Raw genomic sequence first — 17,884 nt, forward strand, 5'->3', positions numbered from 1 at the left:
TGTGTGTTGCTTCTGACTCTGCAAGTGCTGCTAAGGTTAATCCTGAACAATATTCTTATGACAATAAGACAAGAATCCAGTTCCGCAACGTTGTTCGCTACGGTGCAGACTCTTTGATCGTCAATAATATTGCAAAGGCAGATACATTGAAGGAAGCTAAGACAAATATCTACCGCTTCAACTTCTTGGTAGACAAAGATAACGAAGGTTACTACAACATCCTGAACGGTAATAAATATGTTCAGAATGTAAACGGTGTATTGGTTGTTACCAGCAACCAGGCTGATGCTTTGAAGGTCGCTGTAGAAACAGCAGAAGCTCCGACAGCCAACGAATCTGCTCCTTCTGTAACAGAGGTAACAGTGATCGCTGCTGAAGGTAATGTTCAGATCATCGGAGCTGCCGGCAAGAAAGTTGTTATCACTAACATCTTAGGCCAGACAGTTGCTAACACAGTCATCTCTTCTGACAACGCAACAATCGCTGCTCCTGCCGGTGTAGTCGTAGTTGCTATCGAAGGCGAAGAAGCTGTAAAAGCAATCGTGAAATAAGAATGAAATTATAATCAAATAATTCGACCGCGTGGTTTTGTGCGGGATGCGCGTAGAGACGGACGGCCGTCCGTCTCTACATTACGGATGAATATCCGTTTATCCCATACCAACGCCAATTACCCTGCGACAGGTGAACAAGCGGTCAGATTTAATATTAATAATACTAAAGTAATGAAATTAAAAGTTCATCTGCTTTTCCCTCTGTGAAGACCGAATGCAGACAAAAAACAAGCCCCGACAGTTAGATGCTGCCGGGGCTTCGTTGATTTTTTATTATAACTTACCAACTGTGGCTTGATTGATAATCCAGTTTGCATCTTGGAATTGTGTCAGATAATGCTCATTGATTAGATTGCGTAGCATAATCTCAAACATACTCATGATTCCATAAAATCGTTGGCATAATTTTATATTATACTGATAGAGTTGTATGGTTTTGGCTTTATCTCCACCACAAGCGCTTTTATATTTGTTTATTCGTGACGCGGATAATAACCGGACACTTTCGTTGTATTTCATTTGTTTAATAAAATTGCATCTAAATACTTGCAAATATGCTAACTTATATCTACATTTGCAATGTAATACCCTGTCGTCCCTGTCGCAAGACAAACTTCAGGGTTTTTGTTTTATATATTAGTCCTTGTCACTAACAAAAGACTTTCTCGTTTTACTTCTTTGAAAGTCAATGCGACAAAGATAGTTATTCTTTTATTCCCTCTTATCCCCATTTATAGGTATTTTCCCCCTTTTAACACTGATCTGCCAGGAGAGTGTTTCCCTGATAGCAGGAAAAAGCGTATCTTTGCACGCCTAAACCGAATTAGACAAGATAAGCTTATGAAGTTTGAAAACGAGAACTGGGCGCAGTTCAAAGGAGAAACCTGGAAAAAGGAGATCAATGTAAGAGACTTTATCCAGAACAATTACAAACCTTACGACGGAGATGACAGTTTCCTTGTACCCTCTTCGGAGAAGACGAAGAAAGTGTGGAACAAACTGACCGAAATGTTTAAGGTTGAGAGGGAAAAAGGAGTATATGACGCCGAAACAAAACTTCCTCAAGGGATCGATACCTATGGTCCCGGTTATATCGATAAGGAAAACGAGGTGATTGTGGGCCTACAGACAGATGCTCCGCTGAAACGCGGAATCTTTCCGAAAGGTGGTATCCGCATGGTTGAAAACAGCTTGGAAGCGTACGGATATCATCTGGACCCGATGACAAAAGAAATCTTCACCAAATATAGAAAGACGCACAACGAAGGCGTTTTCTCCGCTTATACGGACGAAATGGTTGCTGCACGCCGTTCGGCTATCATCACAGGTTTGCCTGATGCTTACGGACGCGGACGTATTATCGGTGACTACCGCCGTGTGCCTCTCTACGGAACCCGGATCCTGATCGAAGAAAAGAAACGTTTCCAGAAACGTCTCGACATTCAGGAACTGACTGAAGAAATCATACAGAGCCGTGAGGAGATAACCGAACAGATCAATGCGCTGAAAGCGTTCGAACGGATGTGTGCCGCCTATGGTTTCGATGTGACACGTCCGGCACAGGATGCCCGCGAAGCCGTGCAGTTCCTGTATTTAGCTTACCTGGCTGCGGTGAAAGATCAGGACGGGGCTGCCATGTCTTTAGGACGTACATCGACTTTCCTTGATATCTATATCGAAAGAGATATACGTGAAGGTAAGCTGACGGAAGAAGAAGCACAGGAGCTGATCGACCAGTTTATTATCAAACTGCGTATTGTCCGTTTCCTGCGTACACCGGAATACAACGACCTGTTCTCGGGCGACCCTGTTTGGGTGACCGAATCGCTGGGCGGGCAGGGCGTCGACGGGCGTTCGTTAGTGACAAAGACCTCTTACCGTTACTTGCATACCTTGTACAACTTGGGTCCGGCACCCGAACCTAACCTGACAGTGCTTTGGTTCAATAATGCGCCGGAGAACTGGAAACAGTTCTGTGCGAAAGTCTCGATCGACACCTCGGCTATCCAGTATGAGAACGACGACCTGATGCGTCCGGACTATGGTGACGACTACGGCATTGCCTGTTGTGTCTCTCCGATGAAGATCGGTAAGCAGATGCAGTATTTCGGCGCACGTGCGAACCTCGCCAAGTGTCTGCTGTATGCCATCAATGGCGGGCGTGACGAGAAATCGGGCGTGCAGGTGGCTCCTCGCTTCGAGCCGATTACCGGTGAATACCTGGACTACGACGAAGTGATGGAGAAATACGAGCAGATGATGCGCTGGCTTGCCAAAGTGTATGTCAATGCGTTGAAGATAATCCATTATATGCACGACAAATATGCGTATGAAGCGTTCGAGATGGGCCTCCATGACGGGGATGTGCAGCGCATCCGTGCAACCGGTATCGCCGGCCTTTCCATTGTTGCCGACTCGCTGGCCGCTATCCGCGACACGAAAGTGAAGGTGATCCGCGATGAACGCGGTCTGGCTGTCGACTTCGAACGTGAAGGTGAATATGTGCCTTTCGGAAACAATGACGATCGTACCGACAGTATCGCTGTCGAGATCACCGAGAAGTTCATGGAATACCTGCGCCAGCACCAGACCTACCGTAAGGCTACGCCGACACAGTCTATCCTGACAATCACCTCGAACGTGGTTTACGGAAAGAAAACCGGTGCGACTCCCGACGGCCGTCCGGGTGGTACGCCGTTCGCTCCGGGTGCAAACCCGATGAACGGACGCGACAGGAAAGGGGCGATTGCTGCTTTGGCCTCCGTAGCCAAACTGCCTTTCCAACATGCGCACGACGGTATCTCCTATACGTTCGCCGTTTCCCCTGCAACCTTAGGGAAGGAACGTGCCGTACAGGTGAACAATCTGGTGAGTCTGCTGGACGGTTATTTCACACCCGACGGCGGACAACATCTGAACGTGAACGTCTTCGACAAAGACTTGCTGTTGGACGCAATGGAACACCCGGAAAAATATCCGCAACTCACGATCCGCGTCTCCGGTTATGCCGTAAACTTTGTGAAACTGACCCGCGAACAGCAGCTCGACGTCATCTCACGAACAATCAACAGCGCCTTATAGTGTTAGGAAGAATACATTCAATAGAGAGTTTCGGGACCGTCGACGGTCCCGGAATTCGCTTTGTCGTCTTTATGCAGGGCTGTCCGCTTCGCTGCCTGTATTGCCATAATCCGGACACGTGGGAAAAAAAACGGGACGGGAGCGAAAAAAATCGGGACACGTCCCATTTTCGTGAACCTGGTGACCTGTTTGCCGAGGTGTTGCGTTATAAGAATTTCATAGCCAAAGGCGGTGTTACCGTAACCGGTGGCGAACCTCTGTTGCAGCCGGCTTTCCTGAAAGAGTTTTTCCGTCTTTGCCGTGAGAACGGCATCCATACGGCGTTGGATACGTCCGGCTATATCTGTTCAGCGAAAGCGTTGGAGGTACTCGAATATGTGGACCTGGTTTTACTGGATATCAAAACGATAGATGCCGAACTGCATCCCCGCCTGACCGGAGTCGGAGGGGAGAACACTCTGCATTTCCTGGATGAACTTGAACGCCGGCAGATTCCGGTCTGGATTCGCCATGTCGTTGTTCCCGGCCTGACCGATGATGACGCTTCGCTCGAGGCGCTTGCCCGCTATATCAGCTGTTATAAGATGGTACAGAAAGCGGAACTCCTTTCTTACCATACGATGGGCGCTTATAAATATGAGGCGCAGGGTATGGAATACCCCTTAAAAGGTGTCGAGCCTCTTTCCGCCGAACGTTTGGCTAATGCCAAGGCGATCTTCAAGAAATATGGCCTTTAGATTGCGAAATACCTATAAATGGGTATAACAACGTGACTTGAAAAAACATAGCTTTGTACCGTATTGTTATCAATTAAAAAGCATACGAATATGGGACATCAACACGAACATCATCATGATCATCATCACGAAATAACTTCTTTGAATAAAGCCTTTATCATTGGTATTTCTTTGAATTTAGTATTTGTCGTAGCCGAGTTTCTGGCCGGGTTCTGGTATAATTCGCTTGGTTTGCTGTCTGATGCCGGACATAATTTGGGCGATGTGGCGAGCCTGGTGCTTGCGATGCTGGCTTTCCGGCTGGCGAAGGTACAACCCACTTCCCGCTATACATACGGATATAAGAAGAGTACGGTGTTGGTCTCTTTGCTCAATGCGGTGATCCTGTTGGTCGCTGTCGGGATTATTATCGGCGAGAGTGTCGGCAAGTTGTTTCATCCGCAGCCGGTGGAAGGCGATGCGATCGCGTGGGTTGCCGGAATCGGGGTGGTGATCAATGCCGTAACCGCCTGGCTGTTTATGAAGGATAAAGACAAAGACCTGAATGTGAAAGGGGCTTATCTGCATATGGCTGCCGATGCGCTGGTGTCGGTGGGTGTTGTTGTGTCGGGGTTGGTGATTGCCCGGACGGGGTGGTATGTGATCGACCCGGTTATCGGGCTGTTGATTGCTCTGATTATCATCTATTCGACTTGGGGACTGTTGCGGGACAGTCTGCGTCTTTCCTTAGATGGCGTCCCGATGGGAACGGATATCGGGAAGGTGGAAAATGCAATCCGGGAAGTTCCCGGTGTACAGGATGTCCATCACCTGCACATTTGGGCAATCAGTACGACCGAGACAGCCCTTACGGCTCATATCGTCATCAAGGATACAAACCAAATGGAGACGGTCAAACATGAAATCAAACACGAACTCGAACACGTCGGGGTGCAACATGCTACGTTAGAGTTTGAAACTACAGGCGCCTGCTGTTCTGAACCCTGTTGCGAATAGGAACCACTCGTTCCCGCGCTCGACGCGGGATCGCAAAGATACAGGCTGCAGAAACACTTGATTTTGATACTTCCTGCTCTTTTGCGGCCCCGCGTCGAGCGCGGGGAGAAGGAAACTCATCTATCGGCGGATAAAAATTATCAATTTGAAAAATTCTTTCAATCAGGGGCTTACGATTTACCTTTGTGCTGTAATCAAAAAATAGTAGTAACAAATTTAAATAGTAAAAATCATGGAACCGATTATTAATTCACAAGCACCCGAGTTTAAAGTACAGGCATTTCAGAATGGTAATTTCAAGACTGTAAGCAGCGAAGATATCAAAGGCAAATGGGCCATATTCTTCTTTTATCCTGCCGATTTTACCTTTGTTTGTCCGACCGAATTGGTGGACATGGCCGACAAGTACGATAAATTCCAGGCAATGGGTGTTGAAGTATATTCCGTAAGCACAGACTCCCACTTCGTACACAAAGCATGGCATGATGCTTCCGAAACGATCCGTAAGATCAAATACCCGATGTTGGCAGACCCGACAGGCGCTTTGAGTCGCGCATTCGGTGTGATGATCGAAGAGGAAGGTATGGCATACCGCGGTACATTCCTGGTGAATCCGGAAGGTAAGATCAAGATTGCCGAAATACACGATAACGGCATCGGCCGTAACGCAGACGAACTGCTTCGTAAGGTTGAAGCTGCCCAGTTTGTAGCTTCCCACCCGAATGAAGTTTGTCCTGCAAAATGGAAGAAAGGTGAAGCAACTCTGAAACCGAGCATCGACTTGGTTGGTAAGATCTAAAGCTATGTTAGATTCTGCAATGAAAAGCCAGCTTTCCGGAATATTTTCCGGGCTGGCTTCCCAATATGTATTTGAGATAGAAGTATCTCCCAATCACGAAAGCCGCCAGGAGCTGATCGAACTGTTAGGTGATGTGGCGTCTTGTTCGGATCATCTGTCATGCCATATCTCAGATGGTGAGGGGCTTCAGTTTACAATCGTAAAAGATGGTGCGCCCACCGGTATCCGGTTTCGTGCAGTGCCCAATGGACATGAATTTACATCCCTGCTATTAGCTATCCTGAATAGTGACGGAAAGGGTAAAAATATACCGGATGAAAGCATCCGCGCCCGTGTTAGCGCCTTGAACGGCCCGATCAAGCTGACCACTTATGTGTCGCTGACTTGTACCAACTGCCCGGATGTAGTGCAGGCATTGAACGTCATGACGACGCTCAACAGCCAGATTACACATGAAACGGTAGACGGCGCTATCAACCAGAAAGAGGTAGAGGCGATGAAGGTGCAAGGCGTCCCTTCTGTCTTTGCCGACGGAAAACTGATTCACGTAGGCCGTAGCGATTTCGGCGAACTGCTTTCCAAACTCGAAGCCCAGTATGGGATTAATGAAGAGACTGTTGATAACTCTGTTGAAAAACCTGTTAAGAACTATGATGTGATAGTAGTGGGAGGCGGTCCTGCCGGTGCGGCGTCTGCTATCTATTCGGCGCGTAAGGGCCTGAGTGTCGCTGTCGTAGCCGAACGTGTCGGTGGACAGGTCAAGGAGACGGTCGGCATCGAGAACCTCGTCTCTGTTCCCCATACGACAGGCGAACAGTTGGCGAATGACCTCCGCACGCATATCAACGATTATCCGATCGACATACTGGAACACCGGCGCATTGTTTCCGTGTCCGTAGAGACAGACGGCCGTCTGTCTCCATCGCGATCAACGATATTGACAACTTCTACCGGTGAACGCTTTTCGGCTTCTGCCGTTATTGTTGCTACGGGGGCAAGCTGGCGCAAACTGAATGTTCCCGGTGAGGCGGAATATATCGGGCGGGGTGTCGCTTTCTGTCCGCATTGCGACGGCCCGTTCTATAAAGGCAAGCATGTCGCGGTAGTCGGTGGAGGCAACTCCGGTATCGAAGCTGCGATCGACCTGGCCGGTATCTGTTCCAAAGTGACGGTGCTGGAATTTATGGACGAACTGAAAGCGGATCAGGTATTGCAGGAAAAACTGAAAAGCCTGCCGAATGTGGAAGTATTCCTGCACTCCCAATCTCTGGAAGTGATCGGTAACGGTGATAAAGTAATCGGCCTTCGTGTAAAAGACCGTAAAACGGAAGCGGAACGGGTGATCGACCTGGACGGAATCTTCGTGCAGATCGGTTTGGCAGCCAACAGTGGCGCCTTCCGTGATGTTGTCGAAACGAATAAACCGGGAGAGATTGTGATCGACGCACATTGCCGGACAAATGTTCCCGGCATCTATGCCGCCGGCGACGTCTCGACCGTTCCTTATAAACAGATTATCATAGCAATGGGCGAAGGGGCAAAAGCGGCTTTGTCTGCTTTTGAAGATAGAATGAGAGGTTTGTTAAGTTAGTATTAGTTCTTGCTAAGATTAAGAGGGTGTGACCGTTGTCCTTACAGGACTTCTGCCATACCCTCTTTTATAATTCTTAATTTTTAATTCTTAATTCTCAAAGCGCCTTCTCCGGATACATCGCCTCCCACCATTCCGGCTGGTCTTTCAACCATTTGGCAAACCAGGCGTAGATTGTTTTATTCCATTCGGCCCGTTTCTTATAGTCGAATATCTGGTGGTTCTGCCCCATGACCTGGACGAAAGCGGTCGGTTTGCCCAACAGTTTCAGCGCTGTAAACATCTGGATACTTTCGCCGATAGGCACGTTGGTGTCGACTGAACCGTGCAGGAACAGAATCGGCGTGTTGATTTTGTCTGCATTGAACAAAGGACTTTGCAGTGTGTACATATCCCGTGCATTCCAGGGATAGCTGTTGGCACTTGCCAAGGCGCTGTAGGAATATCCCCAGTAGCCTTCGCCCCAATAGCTGGTGATGTCGCTGATCCCGGCGTGCGAGATAGCGGCGGCGAAGATATCCGTCTTCGTTTGTAGGTACTGCGTCATGAAACCACCGTAGGAAGCGCCGATACAGCCGATCTTTCCGGCATCGACAAACGGATGTTCCGCACAGAATTTCTTTGTTCCTTCAATGATTTCGTCTCCCGTGCGTTTACCCCACGCATTCACGTGGCGGGCGGCAAATTCCTGTCCGAAACCGGTTGCCCCACTGGGCTGGATGATGTAAACGATATATCCCAATGCGGCATATACGTGCGACGGGTACCGGTTTTCGAGTGAACGCTCCGTCGGGCTGGTGCCGCCGTAGTAGTTGACGATCATCGGATACTTCTTGTTTGCATCGAAATGAGGAGGCAGGTAATAACGCCCGTAGATCGTATCGCCCGCAGCCGCCTGGAAATTCCAGTCGTGCACTTCTCCCAGTGTCACATCTTTCAGGATGCCGGCAGAGAGGTCTTTCAGGCAAACGGAAGTGTTCTTCTTCAGATTGACGGAGTAGAGACGTTGCGAGTTGGAGGCACTTTCACCGAAGTAGACCAGTTCGGGCGCCGTGTTGGCCAGTGTGAAATCCGAGAGGATATCTTCTTTCAACGGTACGGGGCTGATCGACCCGTTTGCCGGATTCAAGACATAAAGGCGCACGCAATCCTTATCTTCTCCCTGCAGGTAGATCTGTTTGTCGGCTCTGCTCCAGACGAAGCGCTGGACAGCCGGGTCGAAGTTTTTGGTGACAGCTGTTGCCTGTTTGCTTGCGGGATCGTAGAGGAAAAGCTGCCCGTCGCCCATATTGGAGGTCTGTCCCGGAGCGATATTCAAACCGATCTGGTTGAACGCTTCGCCGGAACCCGCTATTGCGAGCTGCTTGCCGTCGGGCGAGAATTGGGCATAGCTGATGAACGGATCTTTCAGCAGCAATTCCGTCTCAAGTGTCTGCAAATCCATCCGGTAGAGCAGGGTGGTGGCGAAGGGACGTTTTGTTAAATCCCGTTCGCTACATGTAAAGAGCATGTAGCGCCCGTCCTCCGAAATGTCGTTGATCGAAGTGGATGTGTGTCCGTAGGTAAGGCGCTGGAACAGGCCGGTAGCCAGGTCGTATTTATGGATAAACGAGCGGGTGCGCCAGCCCGGCTGACGGTCGTCGGGTACAAGGATCTCCTGCAGGTCTTCTCCTTTTTTCGGCCCTTCTTCGGACACGTTGAAGAGCAGGAAGTCTTCTGTCGGGGCAAAGCTGAACCAACCGTCGGGAAGGTTAGAGGCAAGGACGGTTTCCGCCTTTGTTGCCGGGTCGACGGTGACCAGCTCTTTTCCCTGCATCCCTTTACGGGTGTAGTAGAGGCGGTTGCTGCGGGGCATCCAGCTATAATGGTTGCTGCCGCTTTCCATCAGAACTTGTCCGGTGGCGCGGTCGGTCACTTGCTGGAACGATTCGGTTTCGCCACCGGTGAAGGTCGTCTGGTAGGCCGTCAACAGGTATTTCCCGTTAGGTGAGAGGCTGACGGAGCGAAGACGTGTCCCGTCGAAAACGTCGTTCAGGGTATATCGCTTTTCGGGACTGGTTGTAGCCGTGACGACTGCTTTGCTATCTGTTTTAAAGGTAGCTTTCGGTGCGTCGTTCGTTTTGCCCGGAATCGCGAGATATTTGATAACGACTTCGTAGCGGCGGGGTTCGAGTGTCAGTTTGATTTCGCCGTTGGCGGGTGTCTGTTTCGCATTGTCGAGATAGACTTCGTATGTCTCCGGTCCGCTGATCAGCAAAGTTCCGTCGGTATAGCGGTCACTGTTCAAATAGAACGAAACAAGGCTGACGGAGTAGGCATCTGCTTGTCCTGCCGCTGTTCCGGCATCCAACGTTTGTGCGCTTTCCCGCACGTTGTCGAACGGGACAGCAGTTTTTAGCAGCTCTTTCTCTGTGAATTTCTTACTGTTCACGTCGAGGCTGTCGGCAAGGAAGGGTTTCTTTATTTCGTATGGCCCTGCATACCTGAATTGTTTCACCGTCACCTCCTCAGCAAACAGACTGCAACAGGCGCAAAGTGCAGATAGGATAAGAATATTTCTTTTCATGGAATATGTGTTATTACTGAATATTGATCTCATCCACAAACAAGAACGCCGGATTGCCTGCACCGCCGTGCCATGCCGGGAGTTTGTCGCTCTTGATGATGACTTCGACGTAGCGGGCTTTGACCGGGGTGAAAGTGATTTCCTGCGGGTAAAGTCCGTCTTTGTCGTCCTTGCCTAAAGACGGGATTGTCTTGGCGGCTACCTCTTTGAAGGTCTGGCCGTCGTCAGATACTTTTACGGTTATGCCGGCAGCGCCCATGATCCAGTCGCCTTTCACGACATTCGTGTTGAAAGCGACCCGGCTGAATTCGGTCGGCTCTTTCAGGTCGATGACAGCATCCACGTCTTTGCCTTGGAAGCCGAGCCAGCGTCCGGTCTTGTAGTTATCGTTACCGCTCAGGCCGTCGGTCAGTTCCGGACCGCCGTTGAAGTCGTAGCCTTTGCTGGGAGTTACCCGCAAGGTGACCGGTTTGGCCGTTGCCTTGTTGAAGTCGATCTTTTCGGAGAAGATGCGGCTGTAGCCGGTCGGACGGATGGCGACCGCTTTGATCTCTACGTTCTCCTTGATGCGGAGAGGCGCTTCGTATTTCGGGCTGGCCGTGTTCGGTTCGCTACCGTCGAGCGTATAATGGATATCGGCATCGCCTTCCGTTTCGAGTGTGACAACCACTTCGCCTTTGTCGCCGTCGGTGGCGAAGGAAGCGCGGATGTCGAAGATATGTTTGGCATAGTTGTAGCCCAGGCGGTCATACAGTTTCGTCATGCGGACGAGGCGGGGCAAGAACGCTTTATAAGCTTTCGGGGCGTTCGACCATTGTACGTCCGCCAAGGCATCCATACGCGGCATGATCATATATTCCACCTGGCTGAACGTCGGGATATATTCCGTCCAGAGGTTTGCCTGTGCACCGATCACATACTTCCGGTATTCTTCCGGTATTCCGTCTGTCGGCTCAAACGAGTAGACACGTTCGAGAGGCAGGTAGCCGCCGATCGCCAGCGGGTCGTGTTCCGTGTCAGTCGACTGGTAGTAGTCGAAATAGAGGTAAGAGTTCGGAGTCATAATCACGTTGTGCTGTTGCTTGGCTGCCTCGATACCGCCGCCGACACCGCGCCAGCTCATCACCGTTGCATTCGGAGCCAGTCCGCCTTCCAGTATCTCGTCCCAGCCGATGATATGGCGTCCTTTGCTTTCGACAAACTTTTCCATGCGTGAGATCACATAGCTTTGCAGATACTCTTCGGCACTGTGCTTGCTGTCTCCCTTGATACCTTCCGCCTTGATGCGCGCCTGGCATTTCGGGCATTTCTGCCAACGTACTTTCGGGCATTCGTCACCGCCGATATGGATATATTCGGAGGGGAAGAGGTCGATCACTTCGGCGAGCACGTCTTCCAGGAATTGCATGGACTTCTCGTTTCCGGCGCAGATCACATCGTCCGACACGCCCCACTGCGTCCATACCTCATACGGACCTCCCGTACATCCTAACTCGGGATAAGTGGCAAGGGCTGCCAACTGGTGGCCCGGCAGGTCGATTTCGGGAATGATCGTGATGAAACGTTCCTTTGCGTAGGCGATGACGTCGCGTATCTCGTCCTGCGTATAGAAGCCGTCGTAAGGCTGTCCGTCATACTTCCCGGAGTTGCGTCCGATCACCGTCTCTTTGCGTTTGGAGCCGATTTGTGTTAGTTCCGGATATTTCTTGATCTCAATGCGCCAGCCCTGGTCGTCGGTCAGATGCCAGTGAAAGGAGTTCATATTGTGCAAGGCAAGAATGTCGATAAACTTCTTGACCGAATCCGTCGGGAAGAAATGGCGTGAAACATCGAGATGCATCCCGCGATACGGAAAACGCGGATAGTCGTTGATGCTGACTGCCGGCAGTTCGACCTGCATGCCGTCTGCCGCCACAGGGATCGATTTGCGCAACGTCTGTACGCCATAGAAAATACCGGCGTTGGAAGCGCCTGCAATCTCGACACCGTTCTCGCTCACCAGTAGGCGGTAGCCTTCCTTGTTTTGGATGTCAGAAGCGATAGACAGGTGGATACCCTTGCCGGCATCTCCCGCCGTTACTTTCGGTTCATAACCGGTTACCTCTTTGATATAGGAGGCGAGGAAACGTGCGGTCTGTTCCATTTCCGCATCGCCTTCCTGATAGGTGATAGGCGTGGAGGGTTTCAACAGGAACGGGGCACTGCCCTGTACAGCCACCTCTTGCGGCAGCGGAATGACGGCGTAATCGCCTTGTGCTTTCTGACCATCCGAACAGGCTACTGCTCCGGCAATAGCTGTCAGGATACATGCGTACTTCGTTAGTTTGTTCATGCGTTTAAAAAATTAAGTTGAATGATGTTGCCAAAGATAGTGAAAAACCGGCAAACCATCCTTGACCAAGTTCATATTTCTTCTCTTTATGCAATATGGCGATTTGTCAATTCAGGGAGAAGCAAATTCTTGTTTTTGATTGTTCTAATGGAATAAAGCAGTATATTTGTAGAGAACAAAGTAAATAAGTGACATTATGAAAAACATCGTCAGCCCGGTTGTTCTATGGGGAACCCTGTTCCTGTTCCTTTTTTCGTCCCTTTCGGCGCAAAATTCCCGTCAGCGGGCAAAAGATTCTCTGCGGCTTGTCGTTTCAAAAACAGAAGGAGCCGAGCGGCTGGCAGCCAATAGGAAGCTGGTTGGCCTTTATCAGTTGGAAGTAAATAAAGACCAGGTGCTTGATACGATCCTTACCATTTACGATGCCATGAATGCCGATGCCCGGAAGCTTGGAGACCTGAAGGAGCAAGGAGTTATCCTCCACAACCGTCTGGCGGCAATCAGTAGCAAAGGCCTTTATGACGAAGTGATCCGTCAGGCCCCTGCCACTCTCGATTTCCTCGCAAAGAATGAATTGTGGAAAAACTATTACTTGGTGTGTAGTCAGTTTATCAATGCCTATAGTCGACAGGGAGAGTATGAAAAAGCCCTTGTTAAGGCCGACAGTATTTATAACTACGCAAAAGCACAGAACAACCGTGCCGGAATGGGAGTAATACTGCACGACATCTCCAGGATATATACCTTTCAGAGGCGGTATCCCGAGGAAGAGAAGTGCCTGCGCGAGAGTATCGACATGCTGCAAGATCAAACATCCTATCTAAATATGCTGGCAACCGTTTCTTACCATCTTGTGACGAATCTCATCGCCCAGGAGCGCTATGACGATGCCCTGAAGGCTGCCTGCGAAACCGAGGAGGTGAACCGCCGTTTCGAAGCTGCAGCAAAGTCTCCGCAACTGTCAGCCTGGTGCAACCTCTGGTTCAGTTACATCGATTTATACCGCCAAATGAATGAATTCGACAAGGCGCAGCTCTACATTAATAAAGTAGACAGTGCTACGAAAGGTAGTGTCAAACTATACAAGGAACGTGGACATGTCCTTTACGGGAAAAAGCGCTATCACGAAGCGCTCGAAATGTTAGACAAAGCAATAGAACAATATCCTAACAGGCTCGAAGCGAAAGGATTGAAACTGATGACTCTTATCCAGATGGATGAGCCGGAGAAAGCGGTTGAACTGTTTTACAAATTTATTGAGGAGCGGAATGCGGATTTTAATAGGGACTATAACGCCAAGCTCGATGAGATCCGTACACAGTATGAGGTGGACAAATATGTTGCCGAGAAAGAACGCAACCGGATTTATTTCCTTTTCGCGCTTGGTCTCTGTCTCTTCCTCGTCCTGCTGCTTGCCGGGGTTGTCTACTATAACCGTATCATTGCCGCTAAGAACCGTAACCTGTACAGGCAAATCAAAGAGCAAGACCGGATGGCGAACGAATTATCATTGCTGTCCGTCACGCCTCCACCGGTGGAGGATACGAGTTTGGCTGCTGCCGAAGAACTGCCCGGCAGCAGCCAGCAGCGTAAACTGGTTGCGCAATTGCGGGAGTATCTGCTTAAGGACAATAACCTTTTTAACGCGAATCTCGCCCGTGACGAGATCGCTTCGGCTCTCGGTACGAACAAAAACGCACTGAACGAAGCAGTAAAGACCGTTATTGGAAAAACTCCGATGGAATATGTCCGGACGATGCAACTCGATGAGGCTCGCAGGTTGTTGGAGAAACACCCTGAACTGACTGTCGAAGCCGTTGCGTTGAACTGCGGTTTCAATGTGGTCGAAACATTTTATCGCCTTTTCCGCAAACATTATGGTATCACTCCTGCGGAATACCGGAAGATTGCCTTGTCGGAACAGAACTGATAACTGCTATCCCAATATAGGGCTTCATATCTTAATTACATCCTCTTTCCTGTAGAAATCGTTAACCTTTTTCACCGTGCTGCAACGCGTATAGGCGTCGTGGCAATAAATAAGCGCCTGTTTCTCGCGGGCAGCCTCTTCCAGCATACGGATTTTTTCGCGGTAGGAGAGGACAGGGTAGGTGTCGTAGGCCGAAATCCATTCGGGCGACACGCTGGCGGCGAGCGGGATGACGTCGCCGGCAAAGACGTAGGTGCGTTCGGGTGTCGTGATGTAAGGCGCGATCTGTCCGGGCGTATGTCCGTCGAAAAGACGTAGGTTGACGGCGGAGCAAAGCTGTGTTTCTCCATCTATTAAACATAGTTTGCCGCTTTCCTCGACAGCTTGCATATTTTCAATGAAATAAGAATCCTTTTCAAGCGCATTCGGGTGGAGAAAATTTTCCCATTGCCGCCGGCTCACCCAATGCGTGGCGTTGGGAAAGGAGAGCGCGTAGCCTGGCTGTTGTGTTTTTCGGGTGGTGTAGCCGCAATGGTCGAAATGGAGGTGGGTAAGGATGACATCCGTAACTTCCTCGCATGCGACTCCCCGCTTTTGAAGCTCTTCACCCAGATCGGCAAGGTCGAAGAAGTTGTAATAGCTGAGCTGTTTCAGGTGTTTGTCGCCCGCTCCGTTGTCGATCACTATGATGCGCCCGTTGTCGTCGCGGACCAGGACACTGCGCATCGCCAGGACACAGCCGTTCTGCTCGTTGCTTGGATAACGCCGGCTCCAGGCTGTCTTGGGTATGGCGCCGAACATGGCACCGCCGTCAGCGTAGAAAAACCCTGTGTCTATTAGTTGAATATCCATAAATTATACTTTTTGATACAAATATAGGGAAGTTTTTTCTTCCGTTCCCATACAACGGGTAAATGAAATTGTTTACCTTTGCCAGCAAAATCTGAGTGATGCGAAAAGTTCATTTAATCTCCGTAACCGAGCCTCTGTTGTTTGATTTGGCCTTGGCTATTCACCAAAAAGGGTACGAAGTCAGTGTATCCGGTGACGGGCTGGCCGATGCGACGCTTGCCAGACTGGATAAAGAAGGTTGTACCTGCCATGGAGACGGATGGTTTCCGGAGAGATTAACTAAAGATATACAATTTGTCGTATTGGGGGCTACGGTCCGGCAGGACAATCCCGAACTGATACGTGCAAAGGAACTGGGATTATTAGTGCTTTCGATTCCTGAATTTATTTTTCAACGGACGAAAGAGAAGACGCGGGTCGTTGTTGCCGGCAGCCGGGGAAAGAAAACAATCATTTCGATGATTGTCTGCGCCCTGAAGCGGCAAAAACTTGCGTTCGATTATGCGTTGACCAGCGAAGTGCCTTTGTTGCCTAACCGTGTACATCTGAGCTATGAAGCCCGGATCGCGATTATCGAGGGCGATGAGCATGTCACGTCTGCTTTAGAGAAACGCTTCCAGCTCGAGTTCTATCGCCCTCACATTGCAATCCTGACAAACCTGATGTGGACTTCCGCCACCGACCATGCCACGCCGGAAGCCTATCATACGACTTTCCGTACGTTTGCCTCGTCGATCGAGCGCGAAGGCAAGCTGATCTATTTCGACGGTGACCCGGTCGTGAAACAGCTTGCGCAGGAGGTACGCGAAGATATTACGGCCATGCCCTATGACGAGCATGTCGTGATCGAGAAAGAGGGAAAGACCTTCCTGCAAACTCGCTACGGAGATTTCCCCGTCTATATTCCGGACCGCTTTTTCCTGATTAATTTGAATGCTGCCCGCCTGGCCTGCCGCCAGTTAGGTGTAAAAGATGCGGATTTTTATCAGGCATTATCCGAATATAGTGTATCTTTGCAACCATGATTATTGCGAGACAAAAAAGAAAAGAAAACATTGCCGAGTATCTGTTGTACATGTGGCAGGTGGAAGACCTGATACGTGCCAACAACTTCGATATGGATTCTATCCGCCGCACGGTGGTAGACCGCTACGACCAGCCGGAAGAGGTGAAGGAAGAGATTGCCCGTTGGTATGAGGAGCTGATCGAGATGATGCGTTCCGAAGGGGTGAAGGAGAAGGGACACATCCAGTTGAACCGGAATGTGATTATCGCCCTGACCGACCTGCACCTGCGGCTTCTGAAATCGCCGAAAGAGATGGTCTACGGCGCGGCTTATTATAAAACACTCCCTTATATCGTCCAGCTCCGTGCCAAATCGGGCGGCGAAGAATTGCCTGAACTGGAAACTTGCTTTAATGCCATTTACGGTTTCCTGATGCTGAAGATGCAGGGCAAGGAGATCAGTCCCGAGACGATGGAGGGTATCAAACAAATCAGTTCGTTCCTGGCGCTTCTGGCCGAGAAGTATCGTGAAGATATGAATGGGGAACTGAAATTAGAAGAATAAAAACAAGATGAAGACGATATTAGTAACAGGGGCTAACGGGCAATTAGGCAACTCGATCCGTCTGCTGGCTGCCGGCTATCCGCAGTTTGCATTCGTGTTTACGGATGTGGACACGCTCGATATCTGCGACGCTCCGGCGGTGGATGCGTTCGTGCGGGAAAAGAAAGCGGACTATATCCTGAACTGTGCCGCTTATACGGCTGTCGACAGGGCTGAGGATGACGAAGCACTTTGCCTCCGCATCAACCGCGATGCGGTGAAGAACCTGGGCGAAGCGGCCCGTGCCGTAGGGGCGAGGGTGATACATGTCTCTACGGATTATGTGTTCGACGGTACGAACCATCTTCCGTATGTGGAAACGGATGCGACTTGTCCGGCTTCTGTCTACGGGCGTACGAAGTTAGCGGGGGAAGAGGCGTTGTTAGCGGTTTGTCCGGATGCGGTGATTATCCGTACGGCATGGTTGTATTCCGAGTTCGGGAATAACTTTGTCAAGACGATGTTGCGGTTAGGTGGTGAACGTGAACAGCTGTCGGTTGTCTTCGATCAGGTCGGTTCACCGACGTATGCAGGTGATTTGGCGGCGGCTATCCTAACTGTGTTGGTGCAGGCTGAGGAAGGCGCTTTCGTTCCGGGTATCTATCATTTCTCCAATGAAGGCGTTTGCAGCTGGTACGATTTTGCGGTCAAGATCATGGAGTTGGGGAATGCTTCCTGCCATGTCCTTCCGATCGAATCGAAAGATTATCCGGCAAAGGCAGCCCGCCCGCATTTCAGCGTCCTGAACAAAGCGAAGATTAAAGCGACATATCACATCAGTATTCCTCATTGGGAAGCGAGTTTGCGTAGGTGTATAAATACGCTTTCCAAATAAGT

Annotated in this window: 14 protein-coding genes; 10 read left to right on the forward strand and 4 right to left on the reverse strand. The window is 50.1% G+C overall.

The genetic code is table 11. The features are described 5' to 3' along the window. Positions 1–551 (forward strand): DUF6383 domain-containing protein (locus DW083_RS22140; RefSeq protein ID WP_233552263.1); only part of this gene is annotated, 551 nt, incomplete at its 5' end. A gap of 276 nt (positions 552–827) precedes the next feature. On the opposite strand, the gene DW083_RS17080 is transcribed toward DW083_RS22140, so the two are convergent. Next, complete coding sequence (locus DW083_RS17080) at positions 828–1,073, reverse strand: hypothetical protein (protein WP_122333208.1); 246 nt, start codon at positions 1,071–1,073, stop codon at positions 828–830. 321 nt (positions 1,074–1,394) lie between these two features. Between DW083_RS17080 and pflB the strand changes: the two genes are divergently transcribed. From pflB to ahpF, 5 genes are all read left to right on the forward strand, one after another. Next, the gene (gene pflB, locus DW083_RS17085) at positions 1,395–3,635 is read left to right on the forward strand and encodes a formate C-acetyltransferase (RefSeq protein ID WP_122333209.1); all 2,241 of its coding nucleotides are present in this window, start codon (positions 1,395–1,397) and stop codon (positions 3,633–3,635) included. Further along, positions 3,632–4,372 carry a pyruvate formate-lyase-activating protein gene (gene pflA, locus DW083_RS17090; protein ID WP_233552264.1) on the forward strand — a complete coding sequence of 247 codons (741 nt, stop codon included), beginning with the start codon at positions 3,632–3,634 and terminating at the stop codon, positions 4,370–4,372. Before pflB ends, pflA begins: the two co-directional genes overlap by 4 nt. A 90-nt stretch (positions 4,373–4,462) precedes the next feature. Then, positions 4,463–5,368 carry a cation diffusion facilitator family transporter gene (locus DW083_RS17095; RefSeq protein ID WP_122333211.1) on the forward strand — a complete coding sequence of 302 codons (906 nt, stop codon included), beginning with the start codon at positions 4,463–4,465 and terminating at the stop codon, positions 5,366–5,368. A 232-nt stretch (positions 5,369–5,600) separates the two neighbouring features. Then, on the forward strand, positions 5,601–6,167 hold the full coding sequence (gene ahpC, locus DW083_RS17100) for an alkyl hydroperoxide reductase subunit C (RefSeq protein WP_115499644.1): 567 nt from the start codon (positions 5,601–5,603) through the stop codon (positions 6,165–6,167). Positions 6,168–6,171: 4 nt separating this feature from the next. Further along, positions 6,172–7,758 (forward strand): alkyl hydroperoxide reductase subunit F, encoded by a 1,587-nt coding sequence (gene ahpF / locus DW083_RS17105; RefSeq protein ID WP_122333212.1) that lies wholly within the window; start codon positions 6,172–6,174, stop codon positions 7,756–7,758. Positions 7,759–7,855: 97 nt separating this feature from the next. Here the strand turns inward: ahpF and DW083_RS17110 are convergent, their stop codons facing one another. Together DW083_RS17110 and DW083_RS17115 are read right to left on the reverse strand one after the other, a co-directional pair. Then, positions 7,856–10,324 (reverse strand): prolyl oligopeptidase family serine peptidase, encoded by a 2,469-nt coding sequence (locus DW083_RS17110; protein ID WP_122333213.1) that lies wholly within the window; start codon positions 10,322–10,324, stop codon positions 7,856–7,858. Between the two features lie 13 nt (positions 10,325–10,337). Then, complete coding sequence (locus DW083_RS17115) at positions 10,338–12,656, reverse strand: glycoside hydrolase family 20 protein (protein WP_122333214.1); 2,319 nt, start codon at positions 12,654–12,656, stop codon at positions 10,338–10,340. Positions 12,657–12,852: 196 nt separating this feature from the next. Between DW083_RS17115 and DW083_RS17120 the strand changes: the two genes are divergently transcribed. Next, a complete protein-coding gene (locus DW083_RS17120; RefSeq protein ID WP_122333215.1) occupies positions 12,853–14,586 on the forward strand; it encodes a helix-turn-helix domain-containing protein in 1,734 nt (577 codons plus the stop codon). 24 nt (positions 14,587–14,610) lie between these two features. Here DW083_RS17120 and DW083_RS17125 read toward each other — a convergent pair whose 3' ends face one another. Beyond that, complete coding sequence (locus DW083_RS17125) at positions 14,611–15,438, reverse strand: MBL fold metallo-hydrolase (RefSeq protein ID WP_122333216.1); 828 nt, start codon at positions 15,436–15,438, stop codon at positions 14,611–14,613. A 98-nt stretch (positions 15,439–15,536) separates the two neighbouring features. Here DW083_RS17125 and DW083_RS17130 point away from each other — a divergent pair, with 98 nt between their 5' ends. From DW083_RS17130 to rfbD, 3 genes are read left to right on the forward strand one after another with little or no spacing between them, the layout of a single operon-like run. Continuing rightward, entirely contained in the window at positions 15,537–16,463 is a 927-nt protein-coding gene (locus tag DW083_RS17130; RefSeq protein WP_122333217.1) for a Mur ligase family protein, read from the forward strand. After that, on the forward strand, positions 16,460–17,008 hold the full coding sequence (locus tag DW083_RS17135; protein WP_122333218.1) for a DUF4924 family protein: 549 nt from the start codon (positions 16,460–16,462) through the stop codon (positions 17,006–17,008). The genes DW083_RS17130 and DW083_RS17135 overlap by 4 nt, the downstream gene beginning before the upstream one ends. Before the next feature lie 7 nt (positions 17,009–17,015). Then, positions 17,016–17,882, forward strand: coding sequence for a dTDP-4-dehydrorhamnose reductase (rfbD, locus tag DW083_RS17140; RefSeq protein ID WP_122333219.1), 867 nt, complete (start codon positions 17,016–17,018; stop codon positions 17,880–17,882). The last annotated feature ends 2 nt before the right edge of the window (positions 17,883–17,884 follow it).

The organism is Parabacteroides sp. AF48-14 (assembly GCF_003477465.1).
In the GTDB taxonomy this organism is placed as follows: Bacteria; Bacteroidota; Bacteroidia; order Bacteroidales; family Tannerellaceae; genus Parabacteroides; species Parabacteroides acidifaciens.

Coding starts and splice junctions, on each gene's coding strand:
- rfbD (WP_122333219.1), top strand. CDS start 17,016: ATGAAGACGATATTAGTAACAGGGGCTAACGGGCAATTAGGCAACTCG.
- ahpC (WP_115499644.1), top strand. CDS start 5,601: ATGGAACCGATTATTAATTCACAAGCACCCGAGTTTAAAGTACAGGCA.
- DW083_RS17080 (WP_122333208.1), bottom strand. CDS start 1,073: ATGAAATACAACGAAAGTGTCCGGTTATTATCCGCGTCACGAATAAAC.
- DW083_RS17110 (WP_122333213.1), bottom strand. CDS start 10,324: ATGAAAAGAAATATTCTTATCCTATCTGCACTTTGCGCCTGTTGCAGT.
- ahpF (WP_122333212.1), top strand. CDS start 6,172: ATGTTAGATTCTGCAATGAAAAGCCAGCTTTCCGGAATATTTTCCGGG.
- DW083_RS17095 (WP_122333211.1), top strand. CDS start 4,463: ATGGGACATCAACACGAACATCATCATGATCATCATCACGAAATAACT.
- DW083_RS17130 (WP_122333217.1), top strand. CDS start 15,537: ATGCGAAAAGTTCATTTAATCTCCGTAACCGAGCCTCTGTTGTTTGAT.
- DW083_RS17135 (WP_122333218.1), top strand. CDS start 16,460: ATGATTATTGCGAGACAAAAAAGAAAAGAAAACATTGCCGAGTATCTG.
- DW083_RS17120 (WP_122333215.1), top strand. CDS start 12,853: ATGAAAAACATCGTCAGCCCGGTTGTTCTATGGGGAACCCTGTTCCTG.
- pflB (WP_122333209.1), top strand. CDS start 1,395: ATGAAGTTTGAAAACGAGAACTGGGCGCAGTTCAAAGGAGAAACCTGG.
- DW083_RS17115 (WP_122333214.1), bottom strand. CDS start 12,656: ATGAACAAACTAACGAAGTACGCATGTATCCTGACAGCTATTGCCGGA.
- DW083_RS17125 (WP_122333216.1), bottom strand. CDS start 15,438: ATGGATATTCAACTAATAGACACAGGGTTTTTCTACGCTGACGGCGGT.